The organism is Streptomyces sp. NPDC000345, assembly GCF_042898825.1.
GTDB lineage: Bacteria > Actinomycetota > Actinomycetes > Streptomycetales > Streptomycetaceae > Streptomyces.
In genome coordinates, this window is record NZ_JBIAZE010000001.1 from 936,852 (window position 1) to 959,589 (window position 22,738).

Genomic DNA, 22,738 nt, shown 5'->3' on the forward strand with positions numbered 1-22,738 from the left:
TTGGGGCCGCCGGCCCCGGGGTGCTCAGACGCCCGCGTACGAGTGCTTGCCGCTGACGAAGATGTTCACGCCGTAGTAGTTGAACAGCCAGCAGGCGAAGGCGATCAGGGCCAGGTAGGCGGCCTTGCGGCCCTTCCAGCCGGCCGTGGCGCGGGCGTGCAGGTAGCCGGCGTACGCGACCCAGGTGATGAAGGACCAGGTCTCCTTCGGGTCCCAGCCCCAGTAGCGGCCCCAGGCGTCACCCGCCCAGATCGCGCCCGCGATGATCGTGAACGTCCACAGCGGGAAGACGGCCGCGTTGACGCGGTAGGAGAACTTGTCGAGCGAGGCGGAGGACGGCAGCCGGTCCAGGACGGAGTTGGCGAACCTGCCGGGCGTGCCGCCGTTCGCGAGCTTGTTCTCGTAGGAGTCCTTGAACAGGTACAGCATCGTGGCGACCGCGCCGACGTAGAACACCGCGCCGCAGAAGATCGCGGTGGAGACGTGGATGTACAGCCAGTACGAGTGCAGCGCCGGGACCAGCTGGTCGCTCGCCGTGTAGAGGACCGTGACCGCGAGGCCCAGGTCGAGCAGGACCGTGGTGATCAGGAACAGGCCGAGCCAGCGCACGTTCTTCTTCAGCGCCAGCAGGCCGAGGTACACGCCGACGGCCACCGTGGAGAAGGTGATGTTGAACTCGTACATGTTGCCCCAGGGCGCCCGCTCCACCGACGCCGCGCGGGCGATCACGCCGCCCAGCTCGACCAGGAACGCGAGCACCGTGAGGGACACGGCGATCCGGCCGTACATGTCGCCCTGCACGTCCCCGCCGTGCGCGCCCGGCCCGTCGGGCACGTCCCGGGTGCCGGACGTGGAGCGGACGACGACCTGCGGGCGCTCCAGTACGGCGGTGCCGCCGTTCTTCTTGACGGTGACGGCCGGGCCGCCCGCGGCCTTCGCCTTCGCACCGGCGGTCAGCGCGGCGGCGGTACGGCCGACCTTGCTGCGGCTGCCGAAGAGCCACTCCGCGATGTACGCGAAGAAGGCCAGGGTGTAGACGGCCATCGCGGAGTAGATCAGCGTGTTGCTGATACTCGCGAGGTGTTCGTTGGTCGCGGCGGCGAGAGTCACTTCTCAGGCCCTTCGGAAGGTACGACGTGAGGGTCGGGGGAATCGGGGTCGTTCCCGGGGCCGGGGGCCCCGGGAGCCTGGTCGTACAGGATCCCGGCGAGGTAGCCGAGCTCCTCGGGCACCTTGGCGGACTCGCTGCGGCCGAGCCCGGCCATCTCGACGACGGTCACCCCGTCGGCACCCTTCACCGCGCGCACCCACACCCGGCGGCGCTGGATGAACAGGGAGCCGGCCAGACCGAAGATCGCGGCGAGTGCGCCGGTCAGCGCCCAGCCGCTCGCGGGCTGCTGGGTGACCTGGAAGTTGGCCCACTGCCTGGTGCTCTCGTAGGTGATCGAACCGGCACCGTCCGGGAGCGTGAGGGTCTCGCCTGGCCTGAGGTTCCCGCGCAGCTGGAGGTCCTTGGAGTCCTTGAACCCTTTCATGTGGGACGTGTCGAGCTGGTACACGCTCTGCGGGATGCCCGAGTTGACGCCGAGATCGCCGTGGTAGGGCTCCAGGTTCAGCACCGGGTTGCGCAGCGCGGGGAACGTGGAGCCCACCTCGTTGCCCTCGGTGTACGTCGGCAGGAACGTGGCCTTGATGCCGAGCTGCTCGCTCACGCCCTTGGCGTTCCTGTAACCGTCGTAGACCTTGATCACGCCGGAGGAGGTGACGTTGGCGTCCAGCGGGAGCAGCGGTACGGCGTCGTGGAAGACGACGTCGCCCTTGCCGTCGCGGACGGTGATCACGGGGGCGTAGCCGTGGGCGGTGAGGTAGACCTTCGAGTCGTCGATCTCCAGCGGGTGGTTGACCTTGACGACGGTCTTCTTCTCCTTGCCGTAGGCGCCGACGCTGTAGGTGAGGGCGGCCTGGTAGGTGCGCGGAGTGCCCTTGTTGGGGCCGCTCTCCTCGTACGTCCCGGTGAACTTCTTCAGGTCGAAGCTGAACGGTGTCAGGGCGTCGACGCCGAAGAGGTTGCCGGACTTGAAGTCGTCGTAGGAGGGCAGCACGTTGGAGAAGCCGTCGCCCTCGACGACCAGTTTGTTGCCCTCGGACTTGTAGAGCTGGCCCCAGGCGAAGGCGACCAGCATCACGATCAGGGCCATGTGGAAGACGAGGTTGCCGACCTCGCGGAGGTAGCCCTTCTCGGCGGCGACGGCGTCCCCGGCGAGGTGCGCGCGGAAGCGGCGCTTCTTGAGCAGGGCGAGCGCGGCCTCGCGGACCTGCTCCGGCTCGGCCCCGGTGCGCCAGGTCGTGTAGGCGGGCAGCCGGGTCAGCCGCTTGGGGGCCCCCGGCGGGCGGCCGCGCAGCTGGCCCACGAACTGCCAGGTGCGGGGCACGATGCAGCCGATGAGGGAGACGAACAGCAGGATGTAGATCGCGGAGAACCACACCGAGCTGTAGACGTTGAAGAGGCCGAGCTTGTCGTAGACCGGCGCGAGAGTGGTGTGCCGCTGCTGGAAGTCGGCGACCTTCGTTGCGTCGTTGCCGGTCTGCGGGATCAGCGAGCCGGGGATCGCGCCGAGCGCCAGCAGCAGCAGGAGCAGCAGGGCGACGCGCATGGAGGTGAGCTGGCGCCAGAACCAGCGGGCCCAGCCGATGACACCGAGGGCGGGGACGTTGGCCAGGGTCTCCACGGGCGCGGTGGACAGCTGGGAGCCCGCGGCGCCGAGGTCCGGCTCCTCGGGAGCGGCGGGCGTCTCGCTGACTGTGCTCTTGCTCATGGATCAGATCCCCACGGTGAAGCCGGCGGACCAGGACTGAAGGTCCTGCACGATTCGGTCCCACGCACCGGTCAGCAGCAGCAGACCGGTCACGATCATCATCGTGCCGCCGATCCGCATCACCCACGTGTAGTGGCGCTTGACCCAGCCGAAGGCGCCGAGCGCCTTGCGGAAGGCGACCGCGGCGAGCACGAAGGGCACGCCGAGACCGAGGCAGTAGGCGACGGTCAGTATGGCACCGCGGCCGGCGCTCGCCTCGTTGTAGGAGAGCGCGATCACCGAGGTCAGGGTCGGGCCGATGCACGGCGCCCAGCCGATGCCGAACAGCGCGCCCAGCAGCGGGGCGCCGATCAGGCCGGCGACGGGCTTCCGGTGGAAGCGGAACTCCCGCTGGCTCATCCAGGGCATCAGGCCCATGAAGAAGACACCCATGACGATCATGAGGACGCCGAGCACCTTGGACAGGACGGCCTTGTGTTCCTGCAGGTTGTCGCCGAAGTAGCCGAACAGGGCACCGCTGGAGACGAACACCGCGGTGAAGCCGAGTACGAAGAGGGAGGCGCCGGCGACCATCCGCCCGCGCCGGGCCTCGGCCAGATCGGTGCCCGCGACTCCGGTGACGTACGAGAGATAGCCGGGGACGAGCGGCAGGACGCACGGGGAGAAGAAGGAGACCAGGCCGCCGAGGAGGGCGATGGGCAGGGCCAGCAGCAGGGCCCCGTTCATCACCGTCTGGTTGGGGTCGGTCGCCGCGGCGAGCGTGGTGACTGCGCTCACGTCACTTCTCCGCGAGGACCGGGGTGATCATCTTGCGCAGCTTCTCCTCGCTGAGCGCGGCCAGCGAGCGGGCGGCGATCCTGCCCTCGCGGTCGATGACCAGGGTGGAGGGGATGGCCTGCGGGTTGAGGGTGCCCTTGTCGAAGCGGAGCAGCAGCTTGCCCGTCGGGTCGTACAGGCTGGGGTAGGTGATGCCGTACTGCTTGTCGAAGGCGACGGCGTTCTTGCTGCTGGTGTCGCGGGTGTTGATGCCGACGAACTGCACGCCGTCGGCGCCGAGGTCGTCGTAGACCTTCTGGAAGTTGGGCGCCTCGGCCCGGCAGGGGGCGCACCAGGAGCCCCAGATGTTGAGGACGACGACCTTGCCCTTGTAGTCGGCGACATCGAGCTGCTTGCCGTCGATGGTCTTGCCGGACAGGTCGGGCGCCGCGTCCCGCTCCCCCTTCCCGGCGGTGGAGATGCCGTCCTTGCCCATCACGAAGTTCGTGTCACCGCCTCCGCCGGAGGTGCCTCCGGAGGTGCAGGCGGACAGCAGCAGCGTCGCGGCGGCAGCGGCGACGGCAACGGACACGGGGGTGCGGCTGGCACTCATGTGAAAAGTTTCGCATGCCCGTTCTGGGGATCTTGCGCACCCCCCGCGCGGGTGGAAAACCGCATTTCAGGCGGCGGTTCCGGAGGGGCTGGGGGAGCCTGCGGTGTCCTTGAGGAACTCCTTCCAGCCCCCGGCCGGCTGCTGTCCGACCTCCAGGGTGCGCAGCTTGGCCAGCACCTCCGGCTTCTGCACGTCCATCCAGTCCACGAACTGCCGGAAGGAGACCAGGCGGACGTCCGCGCCCTTCTCCTTCTCCCGCGCGATGTGCTTGAACGACTCCTCGACGGCGTCCATGTAGATGCCGCCGTTCCACTGCTCGAAGTGGTTGCCGACGAAGAAGGGCGCGCGGTTCGTCTCGTATGCCCGCTTGAATCCTGATATGTACGCCTGGGCGGACTGCTGCCGCCAGCCCGGGTAGTTGTGGCTCGGGGCGTTGGTCGAGTTGACCGACTGGTTGGCGAGCATGTTGTAGTCCATGGAGAGGACCTCGAACGAGCGTCCGGGGAAAGGTATCTGCTGCAACGGCAGGTCCCAGAGCCCCTGCTTCTTCTGCGGCCACGTCTGACGCCCGCCCGGCGAGGAGGCGTCGTAGCGCCAGCCGAGGGCGCGGGCGGTGGGCAGCAGGTTGTCCTGGCCGAGGAGGCAGGGGGTACGGCCGCCGACGAGTTCCTTCTCGTAGTCGAAGGGGAGGGCGGGCAGGTCCGTCCAGCCGGTGTTGGTCCGCCACTCCTTGACGAACCCCTTCGCCTGGTCGATCTCGCTGCGCCACTGCCGCGGGGTCCAGTTGCCGACGCTGCCGTTCCCGCCGCAGAAGTGCCCGTTGAAGTGGGTGCCTATCTCGTGCCCCTCCAGCCAGGCCCGGCGCACGTTGGTGAGCGTCATCCGCACGTGCTCGTCGGTGAGGTACCCGATGTCGGAGGCGCCGCGCGGGTTGTTCGGGGGGTCGTAGAGCCGCTTCTTCGACTCGGGCAGCAGATAGAGCCCGGAGAGGAAGAAGGTCATGGACGCGCCGTGCTCCTTGGCGAGGTCCAGGAAGCGCGGGAAGAGGCCGTTGCCGACCTCGCCGGCCCCGTCCCAGGAGAAGACGACGAACTGCGGCGGCTCCTGGCCCGGCTCCAGCGGTTCGGGCTTCGCGGGCTGGTGGGGCTGCTTGCCGGTGAAGGACGTGGAGCCGTCGCCGAGGGGGCGCGCGGAGGGCTTGGGGCTGCCGGAGCCCTTCTTGCCGGACCGGCCGGAACCGCCGGGCGTGCCCGGCCCGTCCGAGTCGGTGAGGCCGCCGCACCCCGCGAGTCCGGCAGCGGCGGCGGCCCCGGCACCGAGTCCGAGTGCTCCCCGTCGGGTGATGGCGCGCATGGCAACCCCGTTCGTCACGTTCCCTGGTGGTCACCCATTCAGAGCACGTGACGAACGAGGAGGTTCCGCTGGTACTTCCCGATTCCGTAACAGAACGGAGCAGAGGCAACCAGAAAGGGCTTACATCCCGAAAGGTTCCGGCCGAAAAGAGACTTACGCCCCGAACGCCTTGCCCTGTCCCTGCACCGGCCTGGCACCGGCGCGGAGGTGGACCGGTACGAGGTCGATGGCCGGCTCGCTGTAGCCGACCGAGACGATCTTGTCGCCCTGGTAGGTGAAGGTCGTCAGCGAGGCGAGCGTGCACTGCCGCTTGCGCGGGTCGTGCCACAGCCGGCGCCGCTCGACGTAGGACCGCACGATCCAGATCGGCAACTGGTGGCTGACGAGCACGGCCTCGTGCCCGCGGGCCGCGTCCTTGGCGGCGTCGAGCGCCCCCTTCATCCGGACGACCTGGTCGACGTACGGCTCGCCCCAGGACGGCCGGAACGGGTTGACGAGGTGCTTCCAGTTCTCGGGCCGGCGCAGCGCCCCGTCCCCGACCCCGAAGGTCTTCCCCTGGAAGACGTTGCCGGCCTCGATGAGCCGCGAGTCGGTGGCGAGGTCGAGGCCGTGCGCCTTGGCGATCGGGGTCGCCGTCTCCTGAGCCCGCTCCAGCGGCGAGGCCACGACATGCGTCACGTCGCGGGAGGCGAGGTGCTCGGCGACCCGGTCGGCCATCTGCCGGCCGAGCGCGGAGAGGTGGTAGCCGCCGAGACGGCCGTAGAGGATCCCGTCCGGGTTCTCGACCTCGCCGTGCCGCATGAGGTGGACGACGGTGATGTCCTGGGAGCCGTTGCTGTTGCTCTCGGGCGTGGTCATGCTGCTGTGGCCTCCGCAGCCGCTCGGGCCGCCGCCGGGAGGGCGTCGGCGATCCGCTGGATGGCCCGGTCGTCGTGGGCCGTGGACACGAACCAGGACTCGAAGGACGACGGCGGCAGATAGACGCCGTTCGCCAGCAGCGAGTGGAAGAAGGCGGTGAAGCGGAAGGACTCCTGCGCCTTGGCGTCCTCGTAGGTGCGGACCGGGCGGTCCGTGAAGAAGACGGAGAACATGTTGGAGGCGCTCTGCAGGGTGTGCGCGACGCCCTCCTTGGCCAGCGCCCCGGAGACCAGCGCCTGGATCTGCTCGGACACCGCGTCGACCTTGGCGTACGCGGCGTCGTCGAGGAGGCGGAGCTGGGCGAGGCCGGCGGCGGTGGCGACCGGGTTCCCGGAGAGGGTGCCGGCCTGGTAGACGGGCCCGGCCGGGGCGAGGTGCGCCATGACGTCGGCCCGCCCGCCGAAGGCGGCCGCGGGGAAGCCGCCGCCCATGACCTTGCCGAAGGTCATCAGGTCGGGCCTGACCCCGTCGATCCCGTACCACCCGGCGCGGCTGGTCCGGAAGCCGGTCATGACCTCGTCGGAGATGTACAGGGCGCCGTTCTGCGCGCACGCGTCCTTCAGCCCCTGGTTGAACCCGGGCAGCGGCGGTACGACGCCCATGTTCCCCGGGGACGCCTCGGTGATCACACAGGCGATCTCACCGGGGTGCCGGTGGAAGGCCTCGTGCACCGCCTCCAGGTCGTTGTACGGCAGGACGATCGTGTCGCCGGCCTGCGCGCCCGTGACACCCGGCGTGTCCGGCAGCGCGAAGGTGGCGACGCCGGACCCGGCCGCCGCGAGCAGCGAGTCGACGTGGCCGTGGTAGCACCCGGCGAACTTGATCACCTTGGTGCGCCGGGTGAAGCCGCGGGCGAGCCGGATCGCCGACATGGTCGCCTCGGTCCCGCTGGAGACCAGCCGCACCTGCTCGACGGGCTCGACACGCGCCACGATCTCCTCGGCGAGCGCCACCTCGCCCTCACCGGGCGTACCGAAGGAGGTACCGCGGGCGACGGCCTCCTGGACGGCCGCGATGACCTCGGGGTGGGAGTGCCCGAGGATCATGGGTCCCCAGGAGCAGACGAGGTCGACGTATTCCCGCCCGTCGGCGTCGGTCAGGTACGGACCCCTACCGGACACCATGAAGCGGGGTGTCCCGCCCACGGCGCGGAAGGCACGGACCGGCGAGTTCACACCGCCCGGCGTGACGGCGGCCGCTCGGTCGAACAGTGCCTGCGAGACAGGCGCATCGTATGAATAGGGCAGTTCGGTCATGACCTGCGGCTTCTCCGACCTTCTCCGACTTGCTGGACTCCGGTTGCCAGTGACTCCCCAGGGTAGGCCAGTGCGGACGGCGGGCACCGGACGACCGGTGCCGCCCCCCGTCGGCTCCTCCCCCGCCGTCCGTCATCTGCGAAACTGAGACGGACTGAGCCTGATAGACGTAGCTCACAACGACCGGGTGTCCAGTGGCTGCGAAGATCCTGCGGACAGGTGTTTCAACGCACGTTTCGGCGGGCGGCCGTGGGGGAGGTCACTGACACGATGATCGGGTTGCGCGGCCGGGGCCACGCGTCCTAGAAAAGCAGTCGGGTGGAGATATGCATCGCGGTGGCGGACTGGGCGAGGGGACTGACGACCTGGGTCCTCGACGTGCCCGGCGGGGAAGGCACCGGCGCGACGCGGAGGAAGCCAGCGAAGCACGGCAGAGCCAGGGCATGAACCAGGGTGTACCGAACGAGCCCGAGCGGGCCGACCGGCGAGTCGACCGCAGGGTCGATCGCCTCCGGGCGGAGAGCAGGAATGGTGGTCGGGTGGGGGTGACGTACAAGTACTTCGGCGCGCCGGACGGTGCGACGGCGGCCCGCGTCCCGATCTCGATGCGCCCCGAGGAACTCGGCGGCGACGAGCTCGGCATGAACGGCATGTTCACCAAGATCAAGCCGGAGACGATGGCCGCGATGGTCCTGACCGGCATCGAAGGCGTCCCCCTGCACAAGGTGCCCCCGCTCGAACTGGTCGTCCTGCACCCCGACTACGCGGTCGTGAAGCTCCCCATGACCGTCGTGGACCCCCTCCGCGACATCGGCGAGGAAGCGGTGGGCGCGGCGGCCTTCATCTGGTCCACGGTCCCGGACCGGGGCGGGCCGCGCGACGCGTTCAACGTGTACCAGCTGCTGCACGAATGGCAGGACTTCAGCCACCGGCTGCATGAGGCGGGGCATCAGCCGTACTGCCTTGTGTGGCCCTGACCTGGGGCTTCATCGGTCGCGAGCGGGGTCTTCGGGCCTCGCTCTTTTCCGTGCCGGAGAGGGGCCGTCAGGCGGCCAGGGCACATTGAGGGCGCATGGCTTTCGCCGGGGCACTGATGTGCCCTGGCCGGCGGGAGGTCGCCGTTGCCTTCCTCCCCGGCTTCCGTGATGCCCGGGGCGACGGTGTCAAAGATCACGAGGGCGCCTTGCCCGAGCCGCTGCGGTGGCGTCGGCCGCGCAAAGTGTTCGTGAGCTGCGGGAGATCCCGGCTGCCGTCCGGTTCTTGTCACGGGAGCCATGGGTGGGGCCGGTGCCGTCCCTGGAGCTGTCGGGGATCGGCCGGGTGACCGTCGGCGGCGAGAGCGGCCCGGCTCACCGGCCGCTGGACCTGGTTGGATGTGAGTCGTCAGGAGGTGCGAGCGTCGGAGTTCTCGCGGTTTGCGAGGACCTCGGCCATGTGTGTCTGCGCCCAGTTTCTGAGCCCGCGCGTCATGTGGTGGAGCGAGAGGCCGAGGTCGGTCAGCTCGTAGGAGACGGTGACAGGGACGGTTGGCGTCACGGTACGGGTGAGCAGACCATCGCGCTCCAGCGACCGTAGCGTCTGGGTCAGCATCTTCTGGCTGACCCCGGCCAGAAGACGAGAGATCTCGGAGTAACGCATCGCTTTCGGAGGGTCTGCGTGTGCTGCACCGGGCTGGCCAGGACTGTGGTCGCCGCCCAGCGCACACAGGATCAGGACGACCCACTTGTCCGAGATTCGGTCGAGCAGCTGCCGGCTGGGGCACCCGGCCAGGAACGCGTTGTACTCCACCTTGGCCTGAGCCCTCTTCTGGGCCGCCTTCGTCGTCGTCACTGATCGCGCCTCTCACCGATGGGTGGGTTACGCACTCCAAGGTGCCTACTTCCCGACAGGAAGTTTCTCTCCAATGCTGATGCAGGGAGGCAGCAGGCGCCACCCCAAGCGCACGACGAAAGGCAACAGGATGAGCACACCTTCCCTCTCTCTTCCCGGCGGCACCTGGACTCTGGGTGACCTGACCGTCACCCGGTTCGGCTACGGCGCCATGCAACTGGCCGGCCCGTGGGTCATGGGGCCGCCCACCGATCGCGAGGGTGCCCTGGCCGTTCTGCGTGAAGCGGTCGGCCTCGGTATCACCCACATCGACACCAGCAACGCCTACGGGCCGCGCGTCACCAATGAGTTGATCCGCGAGGCGCTGCACCCCTATCCCGAGTCGCTGCACATCGTGACCAAGGTGGGCGCGACCCGCGACGAACAGGGTGGCTGGCCCACGGCCCGGCGACCCGAAGATCTGCGCCGCCAGGTCCACGACAACCTCAAGTCCCTCCGGCTCGACGAACTCGACCTGGTCAACCTCCGGCTCGGCAACGCCGAAGGTCCCCAGCCCGGCTCGCTCGCTGAGGCGTTCGAGACGCTCGTGGAACTCCAGCAGCAGGGCCTGATCCGCCACCTCGGGGTCAGCAACGCCACCGAGGAGCAGGTCACCGAGGCACAGAGCATCGCGCCGATCGTGTGCGTGCAGAACATGTACAACCTCGCCCACCGCCACGACGACAAGCTCATCGACCGGCTCGCCGCCGACGGCGTCGCGTACGTGCCCTTCTTCCCCCTCGGGGGCTTTACCCCGCTTCAGTCATCGGCGCTCTCGGCGGTCGCCGCTCGATTGAAGGCGACACAGATGTCCGTCGCACTGGCCTGGCTGCTGCAGCGATCAGCGAACATCCTGCTCATCCCCGGCACGTCATCGACAGCGCACCTGCGCGAGAACATCGCCGGCGCGGGACTCTCCCTCTCTCATGAGGACTTGACCGAGCTGGACGACATCGGCCGCTGAATCCCTCGTAGCTGAACGGCCCACAAGCCGGAACTTGAGTCCACCGGCGGTGCCGGCTGACCCCGCGTCGATGACCGGGTGTGCCGGGTCGTCGAGTCCGATCAGTGGTGCCGCCGCTGCGGTTGCGAAGCCTGGATTGTGAAGAGCCGATCTACTGCACACGCTGATGCTCCGTGGCCCCGGTATCGACGTCTCCAGCAGTCCCGCGGGGATTTCCATAGTCCTGCCGGTCGTGCTCGTCGTCGTCGCCGTCGTCATGGCGCTGCGATCCATCCCGAACTCGCGCGAGGCGTCAAGACACGCAGTCGGTTCGCTGTCGTCCGTGGTCGCGGCAGCCGGGCTCGTCTTCTTCCTCCACGAGGGCCCCGAGCGAGGCTGGACCACGCCCGCGACGCTACTGAGCCTCCTCGTCGGCATCACCGCCGCTGTCGGATTCGTGGCCTGGGAGCTGCGCGGGAACGCTCCGCTCCTCGACGTCCGCCTGTTCCGCGAACGAGGTCTCGCGAGCGGTTCCGTGTCGCTCTTGACGGTCTTCGGCGTGCAGGCAGGGATCTTCGTGGTCCTCTTCCCGTACTTCCAGGCAGTGCTCGGCTGGTCCGGCCTTCGCTCCACCCTGGCGCTCATGCCGATGGCGCTGCTGATGATGTTCGCCAAGGCCATCCGTTCAGGCGCTGCGGCCCGGGTGCTGCCGGGGCAGGGTGGGCATGCCCAGGTGTCCACCCTGCCTGTCACGGCGGCCCGGTGGGCTTGGGCGTGCTTGCTGCGGGGTTCCCCGACCCCGCCCCTGCGACTCCTGTGACGCCCGAGTCCCGGGCCCGGCGTGCGCCGCGGGCCGGCCCGGTTACCATCGCCCGGTGAGTACGTACTGGCACGTCGTGCTGCCGCCGCTCTGCGTCTGAGCGGGCGGCGACACCGACGGTTTCTCCGGCCCCGGCCGACCCCGCAGGGTGGTCAGGGGTGTCTGTCGTGCGCCCGTTCCGGATCCCGTCCCGGACGTCAGCGACCACGAAGGAAACCCGACCGTGCCGAACCGCACGACCCCTGTGACCCCCGAGCGCCCGGCCGCCGCCGGCCCGCGCCCTCCCCGTACCGGTCTCCTCGGCGGCCCCGCGCCCATCCTCGCCTCGGCCCTCCTGTGGGGGACCACCGGAACCGCCGGCAGCCTGGCACCGGCCGTCGCACCGGCGGCGGCGATCGGCTGTGCCGGTCTCACCCTCGGCGGCCTCCTGCTGTTCCTCACCTCCCGCGGCGCCCGCTCGCTGCCCGCGGCCTGCACGCGTGGCGAGCGGTGGCTGCTCGTCCTCGGCGCGCCCGCGGTCGCCGGGTATCCGGTCACCTTCTATCCGGCGGTGGCCCGCACCGGTGTGGCGGTGGCCACCGTGATCGCGCTGGGCAGCGCGCCGGTCTTCGCCGGACTGCTGGCCTGGCTCACCGGCCGGACCCGGCCGACGGCACGCTGGACCGCTGCCACCGCGGCCGCCGTGCTGGGGTGCGCCCTCCTGGTGCTCGGTCCCGAACTCACCGGATCCGCCACGCCCATGGACCTGACGGGCGTCGTCCTCGCCGCCTGCGGCGGACTGTCGTACGCCGTCTACTCGTTGATCGGCGGCAGGCTCATCCTGCGTGAACACCCCTCCGACGCGGTGATGGGCGTGCTGTTCGGCGCGGCGGGGCTGCTCGTCCTGCCGCTCTTCCTGTTCGTCGACATGCGCTGGCTCGCCACCGCCGACGGCGCCGCGGTGACGGTGTACCTCGCCCTGTTCACCGTCTGCCTGGCCTACCGGCTCTTCGGACACGGACTGCGCCGTACCCCGGCGTCGGTGGCCACGTCGCTCACCCTGGCCGAGCCCGCCGTGGCGGCGGTCCTGGGCGTCACGGTCCTCGGGGAACGCCTGCCGGCCGCATCCTGGTGCGGGCTGGCCGTCCTCGCACTGGGTCTGGTCCTGCTGACCGTCCCCGGCCGCCGGGGGCGGTAGCCGCCGGTTCTCAGGCCGAGGGCGGTCGTTCGCCGTCGTGGACGAGGGCGCCGGCCCGCGGTGGCGGGCGAGCCGGGCCGCCGGCGGAGAAGTGCCTGGTCGGACCCCACCCGCCAGGGGGTTTCCCCCCACGAGCAGCCGTCCGGCAAAATGGCGATGATCTGACAGACACTCACCATGGTTCGCCCCATGGTTCGTTCGGGGGCGGGACTAGAGTCCAGGACGGAGCCAGGCAGCATGACCTCTCCCCACGGCGGCGACGGCGGCCCAGTGTTGAAGATCGACACGAGCAAGCCCCATCCGGCCCGGATGTACGACTACTTCCTCGGCGGGAAGGACAACTACGAGGTCGACCAGGAAGCCGCCGAGCAGTTCATCAAGGCCGCTCCGGAGGTGCGGGAGGCCGTCCGGGCCAACCGGCGCTTCATGCACCGCGCCGTCCGGCACGTCGTCGCGGAGGGCGGTGTCCGGCAGATCCTGGACATCGGCACGGGGCTGCCGACCGAGCCCAACGTGCACCAGATAGCGCGGGCCGTCGCCCCCGAGACCCGGGTCGCCTACGTCGACAACGACCCGATCGTCAGCGCCCATTCCCGGACCCTGCTGGACGACGACGACACCAACACGGCCGTCGTCCTGGCCGACCTGCGCGACCCGCGGGCCATCCTCGCCCACCCCGAGGTGCGCAAGGTCATCGACTTCGACCAGCCGGTGGCGCTGCTGCTGGTGGCCATCCTGCACTTCGTCACCGAGGCCGAGGACCCGGACGGCATCGTCGCCACCCTCCTCGACGCGCTGCCGGCCGGCTCCTACCTCGTCCTGTCCCACGCGACCGTCGACATCCACGACACCGAGCGCGAGGACGCCGTGAAGGTCTACAACAACGCCACCGCCACCATGAACCCCCGCGGCCGCGGCCGGGTCCTGGACTTCTTCGGCGACCTCGAACTGGTCGACCCGGGCCTGGTCCTGGTCCCGGACTGGCGCCCCGACGAGGCCCCCGAGCCCGGCGCGACGCCCATCGGCATCTACGGCGGTGTGGCCCGCAAGAACGGCTGACCAACCGGACGACGGAAGAGGCCGGTCCGGCGCCCTGGGCGCCGGACCGGCCTCCGTTCGTGCTGTGCGGTGCCGGAGCCGGGACGGTCAGTCCGTACCGGACTCCATCGCCGCGCGGTCCAGCAGCGCGTCCTCCTCGGAGACCTCGCCGCGGGAGGCGATGGCTTCGGCGCCGCCCTCCGGGAGGGCCCCGATCAGGCCGGTGGCGACCGCCTGGGCGGCACCGAGGGCGGGGGCCGCCGTGGTGCCGATCAGGCCGAGCCCGACGTACTGCTCCAGCTTGGAGCGCGAGTCGGCGATGTCGAGGTTGCGCATGGTGAGCTGGCCGATCCGGTCCACCGGGCCGAACGCCGAGTCCTCGGTGCGCTCCATGGAGAGCTTGTCCGGGTGGTAGCTGAAGGCCGGGCCCGTGGTGTCGAGGATCGAGTAGTCCTCGCCGCGCCGCAGGCGGAGGGTGACCTCACCGGTGACGGCGGCGCCGACCCAGCGCTGCAGGGACTCGCGCACCATCAGCGCCTGCGGGTCCAGCCAGCGGCCCTCGTACATCAGCCGGCCGAGGCGACGGCCCTCGTTGTGGTACTGGGCGACGGTGTCCTCGTTGTGGATCGCGTTGACCAGGCGCTCGTAGGCGGCGTGCAGCAGGGCCATGCCGGGGGCCTCGTAGATGCCGCGGCTCTTGGCCTCGATGATCCGGTTCTCGATCTGGTCGGACATCCCGAGCCCGTGCCGGCCGCCGATGGCGTTGGCCTCCATCACCAGCTCGACGGCGGAGCCGAACTCCTTGCCGTTGATGGTGACCGGGCGGCCCTGGTCGAAGCCGATCGTCACGTCCTCGGCGGCGATCTCGACCGACGGGTCCCAGAACCGCACGCCCATGATGGGTTCGACGGTCTCGACGCCGGTGTCCAGGTGCTCCAGCGTCTTCGCCTCGTGCGTGGCACCCCAGATGTTGGCGTCCGTGGAGTACGCCTTCTCGGTGCTGTCCCGGTAGGGCAGTCCGTGGGCGACGAGCCACTCGGACATCTCCTTGCGGCCGCCGAGCTCGGTCACGAAGTCCGCGTCCAGCCAGGGCTTGTAGATCCGCAGGTGCGGGTTGGCGAGCAGACCGTAGCGGTAGAACCGCTCGATGTCGTTGCCCTTGAAGGTCGAGCCGTCGCCCCAGATCTGGACGTCGTCCTCGAGCATCGCCCGCACCAGCAGGGTGCCGGTGACGGCACGGCCCAGCGGGGTGGTGTTGAAGTACGCCCGGCCGCCCGAGCGGATGTGGAACGCGCCGCAGGCGAGTGCGGCCAGGCCCTCCTCGACCAGCGCCGCCCGGCAGTCGACCAGGCGCGCGACCTCGGCACCATAGGTCTTCGCGCGGCCGGGCACCGAGGCGATGTCGGGCTCGTCGTACTGGCCGATGTCAGCGGTGTAGGTGCACGGGACGGCGCCCTTGTCGCGCATCCACGCGACGGCGACCGACGTGTCGAGTCCGCCCGAGAAGGCGATGCCGACGCGCTCGCCGACCGGAAGAGAGGTGAGGACCTTGGACATAGGAAGATTATGCATGATGACGCATGACCATGCAAAGTCGCCCTCACCCCTGTGGTGCAGGTCACACCGCGGGCCGACGGCCCGCGCCGGTCGCGGAGCGCGCCGCGCTCAGGCCTCGCCCGCCCCGCTGAGCGACCTGCGATCCCTCCATGCCGCGCGCACGGCGTGGACACGGACGGCGGTGAACAGCAGGGCCGCGGCACCGATACCGGCCGCGGCCCACCCGCCGTCCCGGACGACGGCGACCCAGAAGAGGAAGCCGGCGAAGACGGCGCCGAAGACGATGAGCAGCGGTTCGCGCACCCAGAACGGGAGGAGGCGGAGAAGAAGTCCGAGCATGCGGTCAGTTGATCAGGTTCATGCCAGGCTCGCCACGGGAATTCCCCAGCTCCTCCACTCCTTCCTCACTCACCGGGCCGGCTCGACGCTCCGCTCGGATCGGATCGCGTCTCGTCCAGCAGGTCCAGCAGCGCCGCGCGGGCCCTGGACACCCGGGAGCGGACGGTGCCGACGGGGCAGTCGCCGACCTCCGCCGCCTGCGCGTAGGGCAGCCCCAGCAGCTGGGTGAGGACGAACGCCTCCCGCCGTTCGTCCGGCAGCGCGGCCAGCAGGTCGAGCAGCACGATCCCGTCGTCGAAGCCGGGCAGCCCGCGCGGCTGGGCCGACTCGACGGCGAGCTGCCAGTCCGGCACGTCGGCCACGCGGGGCCGGGCGGAGGCGTACCGGTAGCTGTCGGTCACCGCCCGGCGGGCGATGGACAGCAGCCAGGAGCGCGCCGAGGAACGGCCCTCGAAACGGTGCAGGCTGCCGAGCGCCCGCAGGAACGTGTCCTGGGCGAGGTCGTCCACAGCCTGGGGATCGGCGCACAGATGGGCGACGTACCGCAGTACGTCCCGGTGCAGCGCGCGGACGAACCGCTCGACGGCGGCCGCGTCACCGGTGCGGGCGGCCAGCGCCCACGCCGTGATCGACTCGTCGGGGCATGGCTTCGGAGCAGAGGTGATCACCTGGGTGTCCTTCTCGGTCATCCGGTTCACGCGGGCTCGCGGCCCGGCGGGTCCGGGAACGGGGAGGGGGCCCTACGACGCCTGCGCGCACGTACGGCCGAGGCCCGGGGCGCACAGGGGCGGCCCGGGTCACCGGCTGCCGTCAGACGGCAGCGGTCCCCAGGGGCGGACCCCGAGAGGTGATCGCGTGGACGAGAAGAAGCCTCGGCGCCCGTTCCGAACGGCGGCGGCGGGGGCGCACGCGCGGGCGCCGCGACGGGGCGGGCAGGGCGAGCAGCAGCCGCAACGGCGCCGCCAGCCGGCCGGCCGCCGCCCGCAGGACGCGGAACACGGCCTTCTCGCCGTGGGCCAGCCACAGCCCGCACAGCAGGGCGGCCAGCAGGTGGGCGGCGAGCATCCCGGACGACGAGGAGCCGGCGCCCAGGAAGTCCACGGGAGCGGTGTGGCCCGGCTGGCCCGCGTGCCCGAAGTGGCCCATACGGCTCATGTCCATGCCGCCCATGCCGCCCATGCCGGCCCCGCCGCTCATGCCGTGCATGCCGCTCATGGCAGCCATGGGGTCGCCGGACCCACGGCCCGACGAACCCCGGCCCGGGGCGGCGGACTGGGCGTACTCGAACGCCGTGTGCAGTGCCGTCTGCGCGGCCACCACGACCGTCACGACCGTCACCGGCCCCCGCTCACGGCCCGTCAGGCACCAGCCCGCAGCGCCGGTCACGGCAGCCCCGGCGGCCAGGGCCCACGCGGGCACGTGGACGCCGGACATCAGCACGTGCCCCAGGGCGGCGAGCAGCACGCAGACGGCCGCGAACATCGCGGCACGCAGCGTACGAGAACACCACCCGGCCGTCATGGCGCCTCATCCTCGCATCCGTCCAGGGACCGTCACCGGGAGGTACGCGAACCCGAGCACGCGCGCTCAGCCCCGCCGGCACCCGAGAGGAGGCAAACGCGGGCCCCGGGGTTCCCGGTCCGGCACCGCGTTCAGACCGCGCTCTCGTACGGCCCCGGCGGCGGTACGTCGGCGAAGGCCCGCACCCCGCGCTGGAACAGCGGCACGACCGTCGTCACCGTCATCGCGGCGAGGCCCACCCACAGCACGGCCCCGTTGCACCCCGCCCAGCAGCGCGGCCCCCACCAGCGCGAGGCTCTGGGCGCCGAGCACCAGCCCGAGGCCGGTCTTCGAGTGCGCGGCGAGCACCGCCCCGGGCAGCGCGACCAGCGTCACCCCGTCCCCGACGGCACTCGCCACCTGCCCGCACCACACCCGCCGGAACCGCGCGTGCCGTAACACCACGGCGAACGACAGCAGCCGGGCCGGGCTCACTTCACCCCGACCGTCCGCAGCACGGTCAGCACCAGCGCCCGCGCCACGTCCACCACCTCCCGCACCGACACATGCTCACGCGGGCTGTGCGCCACGGCGATGTCCCCCGGCCCGGACTGCAGCGCCGCGATGCCCGCCCCGGTGTACAGCCGCAGGTCGCTGCCGTACGTCGCGCCGCGCTCCCGGGGCCGTACGCCGCCGGTCGCGTCGGCGTGGGCGGCGGCCACCGTGTCCCGCAGCGGATGCCCCGCGGCCAGCCGCCCGCTCGCGAACCGCCCGCCCGGCCAGGCCACCGCCGCCGGGTGCTCCCTCAGCCAGGCGTCCGCCGCGCACACCTCGGCCACGCACCGCTCCAGCGCCGCCCGCGCCTCCTCCGGGCGCTCTCCGAGCCGCACCCCGAGCCGCCCCTCCGCCACCAGCAGGTCCGGCACGCTGCTCGCCCAGTCGCCGGAGCGCAGGGCGCCCACGGAGAGGGAGTACGGGATCGGGTACTCGGCGAGGAGCGGATCGGGGTCGCGGTTGCGGCCGGCCTCCAGCCGGGCCAGCGCCCGGTGCAGGGGCAGATAGGCGTCGATCGCGCTCACCCCCGCCTCCCGCGAGGCGGCATGGGCGGCCCTGCCGGGCACGGTGATCCGGAAGGTCAGCGCGCCCGCGTTCGCGGTGATCAGCGTCCCGGCGGTCGGCTCGGCGATCACGCACGCGTCGCCGCCGTGCCCCCGCCGCAGGGTGCCGAAGGCGCCGATCCCGCCGTCCTCCTCCCCGACGACGATGGGGGTCCCCCCTCTGGGGGAGCACGGCGACCCGCCCGCGCAGCCGCACCCCGGCCGCCCGGATCGCCGCCAGCGCGGCCAGCTGCGCCACCAGCCCGGCCTTCATGTCGCACGCCCCGCGCCCGTGCACGAGGTCACCGGTCACCCTCGGCACGAACGGATCGCCGTCCCACGCGGCCGGGTCCCCGGGCGGTACGACGTCCACATGCCCCTGGAGGACCAGCGTCGGCCCGTCACCGCCGTCGGCGGTGTGCCCCACCAGCCCCCAGGCCTCCTCGCGCGGCACCTCCATGCCGGGGAAGTCCGGACGGGCGAGCAGCGCGGGCAGATCCATGGACCAGAGATCGACGTCGAGCCCGAGCCGTTCGAGCCGCCCGGCGAGGCGGTGCTGCAGCTCCGACTCGGCGGCGCTCCCGGTGACGCTCGGTATCGCGATCAGCTCCAGCAGCGTCCGTACGGCGTCCGTCTCGTCGACCGCCGCCAGCGCGGCCGCCTCCTGATCACTCAGCACCCCGCAGGCTCCCCTCGCTCACCGTCCCCGACGAGGGGAGCGTCGTACGCCGGCCGCCTCCGTCACAAGCCCCCGCCGACCGTGAACCCGATTACCGAGCCGCCGCCCGCCCGCCGGTGGGCGAACGGCGCGCCGCCGTGGGCGAGGGCCACCTCCCGCACGATCGACAGGCCGAGGCCGGAGCCCGGCAGGGAGCGGGCGTCGGCGGCGCGGTAGAAGCGGTCGAAGACCCGCGTCAGGTCGGCCTCGGCGACACCGGGCCCGCGGTCGAGGACCTCCACGCGGACCGTGCCCGGCCGGGCGGGCCCGGTGACGGTGATCTCGACGGGCTCCCCGCCCTCGCGGTCGAACTTGGTCGCGTTCTCGACGAGGTTGGACACCGCCCGCTGCAGCATGCCCGGCCGCCCGTGCGTCGTGGTGTCGCCGCTGGCCCGGACCAGGACCTGTCGGCCGGTGCGGCGCCGGGCGAGGCCCGCGACCTCCTCGGCGATGTCGGCGAGGTCCAGTCTCCGCGGGGGCTCGGTGTCGGACTGGCCGGCCGCGAGGTCGACGAGCTCGTTGACCAGGTCGGTCAGCTCGCGGGCCTCCTGGGTCAGGTCCGCCACCAGTTCGTCCCGCATCGACGGGGGCAGCTCGTCGATCCGGCGCAGCAGCGAGATGTTCGTGCGCAACGACGTCAGCGGCGTCCGCAGCTCGTGCCCGGCGTCCTGCACCAGGCGGCGCTGGTCCTCCTCCGACTGGGCGAGCCGGCCCAGCATGCGGTCGAAGGCGCGGCCGAGCCGGCCCACCTCGTCGTGCCCGGTGACCGGCACCTGCACGCCGAGGCGGCGGGTGCGGGCGACGTCCTCGGCGGCCGTGGTGAGGATGACCAGGCGGTGGGTGATGCGCCGGGCCAGCCACCAGCCGAACAGGCCCGCGGCCAGCACGACCGCGGTCATCAGGAGCAGCGTGCGCTGCTGGAGCGCCCGCAGCAGGTCCTCGGTGTCGCTGAACTCCTGCGCCACCTGCACCGCGCCCCGCCCGCCGCCGAGCGCGACGGTCGCCACCCGGTAGACGTCGCTGCCGACGTCCACGTCCTTGTGCTCGGCCATCCCGCCGGCCGCCGCGGCCGCCGCGACCTTCCGGTCCGCGGTCACCACCGGCAGCCGGGGGCTCCCGCTGTCCACGACCGTGCCGTCCGCGCCCAGCACCTGCACGTTCGTGCGCGCGGGCCGGACGATGTCATGGCCCGGCGCCGCCGAGAAGAAGTCCTCCGGTGCCATCGCGTGCCCGCGCACCTCGTCCCGCAGGTCCTGTACGACCTCGTCGAACACCGACTCCTGGTCGACCCGCACCAGCCGCGCGGCCGCCGAGTACGACAGCACGCCCACGAGCACCGTGACGGCGGCGGTGACGGCGGCGAAGGACACCGCGAACGTGGTCCGCAGCGACACCAGCTTGGGCCGCGGCCGGACCACCGACAGCCGCAGCCGGCCGGAGCGCACTCAGTCCTCCCGGAGCACGTAACCGACGCCGCGCACGGTGTGGATCAGCGGCGAGGCGCCGGGCTGGTCGAGCTTGCGGCGCAGATAGCCGACGTAGACGGCGAGGTTCTTGGAGCCCGGCCCGAAGTCGTAGCCCCAGATGCGGTCGTAGATCGTGGAGTGGTCGAGGACGATCCCGGCGTTGCGCACGAGCAGTTCCAGCAGCTCGAACTCGGTGCGGGTCAGCTCCAGCTCCCGTTCGCCGCGCCAGGCCCGCCGCGCCTGCGGGTCCATCCGCAGTCCGGCCGCCTCCAGGTACCGCTCGGACACCGTCTGCTTCGGGGCGGCCGCCTCGGCCGCGGCGGGGACGACGCCCGGGCTGGTCCGGCGCAGCAGCGCCCGCAGCCGGGCGAAGACCTCCTCCACGTCGAACGGCTTGACGACGTAGTCGTCCGCACCCGCGTCCAGGCCGGCGATCCGGTCGGCGGTCTCCACCAGTGCGGTCAGCATCAGGATCGGCGTGCGGTCGCCCTCGGCGCGCAGCACCCGGCAGACCTGCAGACCGTCGATCCCGGGCATCATCACGTCGAGGACGAGCACGTCCGGCGGCGACTTGTGGGCGTGCGCCAGCGCCTCCACCCCGTCGGCGACCGCGGTGACCTGGTAGCCCTCCAGGGCCAGGGCGCGTTCCAGGGCGTGGCGGATGGCGCGGTCGTCTTCGGCGAGCAGCAGGGTGGGAGGCACCGGTCCAGTCTGCCAAGGCCTCCGGCGGTTCGGCCGTGAGGAAGGTCCTACGATCACCCTTCTTACTGGGCTCTCACCGTCCGGCGCCCACGACGTCACCGGCCGGAGATCGCCGCCATCTGCTCGGCGAACGGCACGACCCCGAAGGCGTCCTTCACCGGCTTCGCCGGACGGGCCGCCGGCAGTCCCGTCATCAGGGCCGCCAGCTCCTCCGCCGCCCGTTCGATCCGCTCGGGCAGGCCCTCCGCGCCCCAGTCCTCCGAGGCGGCGTAGACGGCGGTCGGGACGACGACGGCCCGCAGGTACGCGAAGAGCGGCCGCAGCGCGTGTTCGAGCACCAGCGAGTGCCGGGCGGAACCGCCGGCCGCCGCGATCAGCACCGGCTTGCCGGTCAGCGCGTCCTGGTCCAGCACGTCGAAGAACGACTTGAACAGCCCGCTGTACGACGCCGAGAACACAGGGGTGACGACGATCAGTCCGTCGGCGGCGGCGACCGCGTCGAGCGCGTCCGCCAGCTTCCGCCCGGGGAACCCGTTGGTGAAGTGGTGGGCGATCTCGACGGCCAGGTCGCGCAGCTCCACGACCTGGACGTCGACGGACGCCCGGCGCTCCACCGCTCCGGCCAGCCGGTCGGCCAGCAGCCGGGTGGACGACGGAACGCTCAGCCCCGCCGAGACGACGACGAGCCTCATGCCACGACCTCCTTCTGCGCGTCGGCGAGCAGGGAGGCATGGGTCGGCGCCTCCGGCACGTCCGCCGGACGGCCCTTCGCGAACTCCTCGCGCAGCACCGGAACGACCTCCTCGCCGAGCATGTCGATCTGCTCCAGCACGGTCTTCAGCGGCAGCCCCGCGTGGTCCACGAGGAACAACTGGCGCTGGTAGTCGCCGGCGTACTCGCGGAAGGACAGCGTCTTCTCGATGACCTGCTCGGGCGTGCCCACGGTCAGCGGGGTCTGGTCGGTGAAGTCCTCCAGCGACGGCCCGTGCCCGTAGACCGGCGCGTTGTCGAAGTACGGCCGGAACTCACGCACCGCGTCCTGCGAGTTCCGCCGCATGAACACCTGGCCGCCGAGTCCGACGATCGCCTGCTCCGGGGTGCCGTGCCCGTAGTGCGCGTACCGCGCCCGGTACAGCTCGACCATCCGCTTGGTGTGGTCGGCCGGCCAGAAGATGTTGTTGTGGAAGAAGCCGTCGCCGTAGAAGGCGGCCTGCTCGGCGATCTCCGGGGACCGGATGGACCCGTGCCACACGAACGGCGGGACGCCGTCCAGCGGCCTCGGCGTGGACGTGAAGCCCTGGAGCGCGGTCCGGAACTTCCCCTCCCAGTCGACGACGTCCTCCCGCCACAGCCGGCGCAGCAGGGCGTAGTTCTCGATGGCGAGGTTGATGCCCTGCCGGATGTCCTGCCCGAACCAGGGATAGACGGGACCGGTGTTGCCGCGCCCCGTCATCAGGTCCACGCGGCCGTCGGCCAGGTGCTGGAGCATCGCGAAGTCCTCGGCGATCTTCACCGGGTCGTTCGTGGTGATCAGCGTGGTGGAGGTGGAGAGGATCAGCCTCTCCGTCCGCGCGGCGACGTAGCCGAGCATGGTGGTCGGGGACGACGGCACGAACGGCGGGTTGTGGTGCTCGCCGGTCGCGAAGACGTCGAGGCCGACCTCCTCGGCCTTCAGCGCGATGGCGACCATGGCCTTGATGCGCTCGCGCTCGGTCGGCGTCCGGCCGGTCGTCGGGTCCGGCGTGACGTCGCCGACGCTGAAGATCCCGAACTGCATGGTCGCTCACCCTCCAAGTTGTT

20 protein-coding genes and 3 pseudogenes are annotated in these 22,738 nt (G+C 71.4%); 6 read left to right on the forward strand and 17 right to left on the reverse strand.

Annotated features, from left to right (window positions below):
* Positions 1–24: 24 nt before the first annotated feature.
* The 7 genes from ccsB to hemL form a co-directional block, all read right to left on the reverse strand.
* A complete protein-coding gene (gene ccsB, locus ACFY30_RS04365; RefSeq protein ID WP_390843612.1) occupies positions 25–1,110 on the reverse strand; it encodes a c-type cytochrome biogenesis protein CcsB in 1,086 nt (361 codons plus the stop codon).
* On the reverse strand, positions 1,107–2,816 hold the full coding sequence (locus tag ACFY30_RS04370) for a cytochrome c biogenesis protein ResB (RefSeq protein ID WP_390843613.1): 1,710 nt from the start codon (positions 2,814–2,816) through the stop codon (positions 1,107–1,109). Before ACFY30_RS04370 ends, ccsB begins: the two co-directional genes overlap by 4 nt.
* Before the next feature lie 3 nt (positions 2,817–2,819).
* Positions 2,820–3,593, reverse strand: coding sequence for a cytochrome c biogenesis CcdA family protein (locus ACFY30_RS04375; protein ID WP_390843614.1), 774 nt, complete (start codon positions 3,591–3,593; stop codon positions 2,820–2,822).
* Between the two features lies 1 nt (position 3,594).
* Positions 3,595–4,185, reverse strand: coding sequence for a TlpA family protein disulfide reductase (locus ACFY30_RS04380; protein ID WP_390657975.1), 591 nt, complete (start codon positions 4,183–4,185; stop codon positions 3,595–3,597).
* A gap of 66 nt (positions 4,186–4,251) precedes the next feature.
* Entirely contained in the window at positions 4,252–5,538 is a 1,287-nt protein-coding gene (locus tag ACFY30_RS04385; protein WP_390843615.1) for a hypothetical protein, read from the reverse strand.
* Between the two features lie 153 nt (positions 5,539–5,691).
* On the reverse strand, positions 5,692–6,396 hold the full coding sequence (locus ACFY30_RS04390) for a histidine phosphatase family protein (protein ID WP_390843616.1): 705 nt from the start codon (positions 6,394–6,396) through the stop codon (positions 5,692–5,694).
* Complete coding sequence (hemL, locus tag ACFY30_RS04395) at positions 6,393–7,712, reverse strand: glutamate-1-semialdehyde 2,1-aminomutase (protein ID WP_390843617.1); 1,320 nt, start codon at positions 7,710–7,712, stop codon at positions 6,393–6,395. The genes ACFY30_RS04390 and hemL overlap by 4 nt, the downstream gene beginning before the upstream one ends.
* A gap of 326 nt (positions 7,713–8,038) precedes the next feature.
* Between hemL and ACFY30_RS04400 the strand changes: the two genes are divergently transcribed.
* Together ACFY30_RS04400 and ACFY30_RS04405 are read left to right on the forward strand one after the other, a co-directional pair.
* Complete coding sequence (locus ACFY30_RS04400) at positions 8,039–8,689, forward strand: hypothetical protein (protein ID WP_390843618.1); 651 nt, start codon at positions 8,039–8,041, stop codon at positions 8,687–8,689.
* Between the two features lie 223 nt (positions 8,690–8,912).
* Positions 8,913–9,065, forward strand: a pseudogene (locus ACFY30_RS04405) (DUF5131 family protein); the annotation flags it as partial.
* Positions 9,066–9,095: 30 nt separating this feature from the next.
* Here the strand turns inward: ACFY30_RS04405 and ACFY30_RS04410 are convergent.
* The gene (locus ACFY30_RS04410; RefSeq protein WP_390843619.1) at positions 9,096–9,542 is read right to left on the reverse strand and encodes a winged helix-turn-helix transcriptional regulator; all 447 of its coding nucleotides are present in this window, start codon (positions 9,540–9,542) and stop codon (positions 9,096–9,098) included.
* Positions 9,543–9,672: 130 nt separating this feature from the next.
* On the opposite strand from ACFY30_RS04410, the gene ACFY30_RS04415 reads away from it, so the two are divergent.
* The 4 genes and pseudogenes from ACFY30_RS04415 to ACFY30_RS04430 all read left to right on the forward strand — a co-directional run bounded on the left by ACFY30_RS04415 (position 9,673) and on the right by ACFY30_RS04430 (position 13,580).
* On the forward strand, positions 9,673–10,545 hold the full coding sequence (locus ACFY30_RS04415) for an aldo/keto reductase family oxidoreductase (protein WP_390843620.1): 873 nt from the start codon (positions 9,673–9,675) through the stop codon (positions 10,543–10,545).
* A gap of 220 nt (positions 10,546–10,765) precedes the next feature.
* Positions 10,766–11,236, forward strand: a pseudogene (locus ACFY30_RS04420) (MFS transporter); the annotation flags it as partial.
* Between the two features lie 331 nt (positions 11,237–11,567).
* A complete protein-coding gene (locus ACFY30_RS04425) occupies positions 11,568–12,521 on the forward strand; it encodes a DMT family transporter (RefSeq protein WP_390843621.1) in 954 nt (317 codons plus the stop codon).
* A 237-nt stretch (positions 12,522–12,758) separates the two neighbouring features.
* On the forward strand, positions 12,759–13,580 hold the full coding sequence (locus tag ACFY30_RS04430) for an SAM-dependent methyltransferase (RefSeq protein WP_390843622.1): 822 nt from the start codon (positions 12,759–12,761) through the stop codon (positions 13,578–13,580).
* An 87-nt stretch (positions 13,581–13,667) separates the two neighbouring features.
* On the opposite strand, the gene argG is transcribed toward ACFY30_RS04430, so the two are convergent.
* The 9 genes and pseudogenes from argG to ACFY30_RS04475 all read right to left on the reverse strand — a co-directional run bounded on the left by argG (position 13,668) and on the right by ACFY30_RS04475 (position 22,715).
* On the reverse strand, positions 13,668–15,116 hold the full coding sequence (gene argG, locus ACFY30_RS04435) for an argininosuccinate synthase (protein WP_390843623.1): 1,449 nt from the start codon (positions 15,114–15,116) through the stop codon (positions 13,668–13,670).
* 108 nt (positions 15,117–15,224) lie between these two features.
* Positions 15,225–15,455, reverse strand: a complete 231-nt coding sequence (locus ACFY30_RS04440; RefSeq protein ID WP_390843624.1) for a hypothetical protein — start codon at positions 15,453–15,455, stop codon at positions 15,225–15,227.
* Between the two features lie 65 nt (positions 15,456–15,520).
* Positions 15,521–16,144 carry a sigma-70 family RNA polymerase sigma factor gene (locus ACFY30_RS04445; RefSeq protein ID WP_390843625.1) on the reverse strand — a complete coding sequence of 208 codons (624 nt, stop codon included), beginning with the start codon at positions 16,142–16,144 and terminating at the stop codon, positions 15,521–15,523.
* A 121-nt stretch (positions 16,145–16,265) separates the two neighbouring features.
* Positions 16,266–16,976 (reverse strand): hypothetical protein, encoded by a 711-nt coding sequence (locus ACFY30_RS04450; protein ID WP_390843626.1) that lies wholly within the window; start codon positions 16,974–16,976, stop codon positions 16,266–16,268.
* Positions 16,977–17,446: 470 nt separating this feature from the next.
* Positions 17,447–18,731 (reverse strand): annotated as a pseudogene (locus tag ACFY30_RS04455) (ArgE/DapE family deacylase).
* A gap of 62 nt (positions 18,732–18,793) precedes the next feature.
* Positions 18,794–20,215, reverse strand: a complete 1,422-nt coding sequence (locus ACFY30_RS04460; RefSeq protein ID WP_390843627.1) for an ATP-binding protein — start codon at positions 20,213–20,215, stop codon at positions 18,794–18,796.
* Positions 20,216–20,938, reverse strand: a complete 723-nt coding sequence (locus ACFY30_RS04465; RefSeq protein WP_390843628.1) for a response regulator transcription factor — start codon at positions 20,936–20,938, stop codon at positions 20,216–20,218.
* A gap of 95 nt (positions 20,939–21,033) precedes the next feature.
* Entirely contained in the window at positions 21,034–21,630 is a 597-nt protein-coding gene (locus ACFY30_RS04470; protein ID WP_390843629.1) for an FMN reductase, read from the reverse strand.
* The gene (locus ACFY30_RS04475; protein WP_390843630.1) at positions 21,627–22,715 is read right to left on the reverse strand and encodes an LLM class flavin-dependent oxidoreductase; all 1,089 of its coding nucleotides are present in this window, start codon (positions 22,713–22,715) and stop codon (positions 21,627–21,629) included. The genes ACFY30_RS04470 and ACFY30_RS04475 overlap by 4 nt, the downstream gene beginning before the upstream one ends.
* Positions 22,716–22,738 lie beyond the last annotated feature (23 nt).

Bases quoted from the DNA above. Each gene is read 5' to 3' on its own strand.
- ACFY30_RS04370 (WP_390843613.1), bottom strand. From the start codon at position 2,816: ATGAGCAAGAGCACAGTCAGCGAGACGCCCGCCGCTCCCGAGGAGCCG.
- ACFY30_RS04380 (WP_390657975.1), bottom strand. From the start codon at position 4,185: ATGAGTGCCAGCCGCACCCCCGTGTCCGTTGCCGTCGCCGCTGCCGCC.
- ACFY30_RS04385 (WP_390843615.1), bottom strand. From the start codon at position 5,538: ATGCGCGCCATCACCCGACGGGGAGCACTCGGACTCGGTGCCGGGGCC.
- ACFY30_RS04390 (WP_390843616.1), bottom strand. From the start codon at position 6,396: ATGACCACGCCCGAGAGCAACAGCAACGGCTCCCAGGACATCACCGTC.
- hemL (WP_390843617.1), bottom strand. From the start codon at position 7,712: ATGACCGAACTGCCCTATTCATACGATGCGCCTGTCTCGCAGGCACTG.
- ACFY30_RS04400 (WP_390843618.1), top strand. From the start codon at position 8,039: ATGCATCGCGGTGGCGGACTGGGCGAGGGGACTGACGACCTGGGTCCT.
- ACFY30_RS04415 (WP_390843620.1), top strand. From the start codon at position 9,673: ATGAGCACACCTTCCCTCTCTCTTCCCGGCGGCACCTGGACTCTGGGT.
- ACFY30_RS04430 (WP_390843622.1), top strand. From the start codon at position 12,759: ATGACCTCTCCCCACGGCGGCGACGGCGGCCCAGTGTTGAAGATCGAC.
- argG (WP_390843623.1), bottom strand. From the start codon at position 15,116: ATGTCCAAGGTCCTCACCTCTCTTCCGGTCGGCGAGCGCGTCGGCATC.
- ACFY30_RS04440 (WP_390843624.1), bottom strand. From the start codon at position 15,455: ATGCTCGGACTTCTTCTCCGCCTCCTCCCGTTCTGGGTGCGCGAACCG.
- ACFY30_RS04445 (WP_390843625.1), bottom strand. From the start codon at position 16,144: ATGACCGAGAAGGACACCCAGGTGATCACCTCTGCTCCGAAGCCATGC.
- ACFY30_RS04450 (WP_390843626.1), bottom strand. From the start codon at position 16,976: ATGACGGCCGGGTGGTGTTCTCGTACGCTGCGTGCCGCGATGTTCGCG.
- ACFY30_RS04470 (WP_390843629.1), bottom strand. From the start codon at position 21,630: ATGAGGCTCGTCGTCGTCTCGGCGGGGCTGAGCGTTCCGTCGTCCACC.
- ACFY30_RS04475 (WP_390843630.1), bottom strand. From the start codon at position 22,715: ATGCAGTTCGGGATCTTCAGCGTCGGCGACGTCACGCCGGACCCGACG.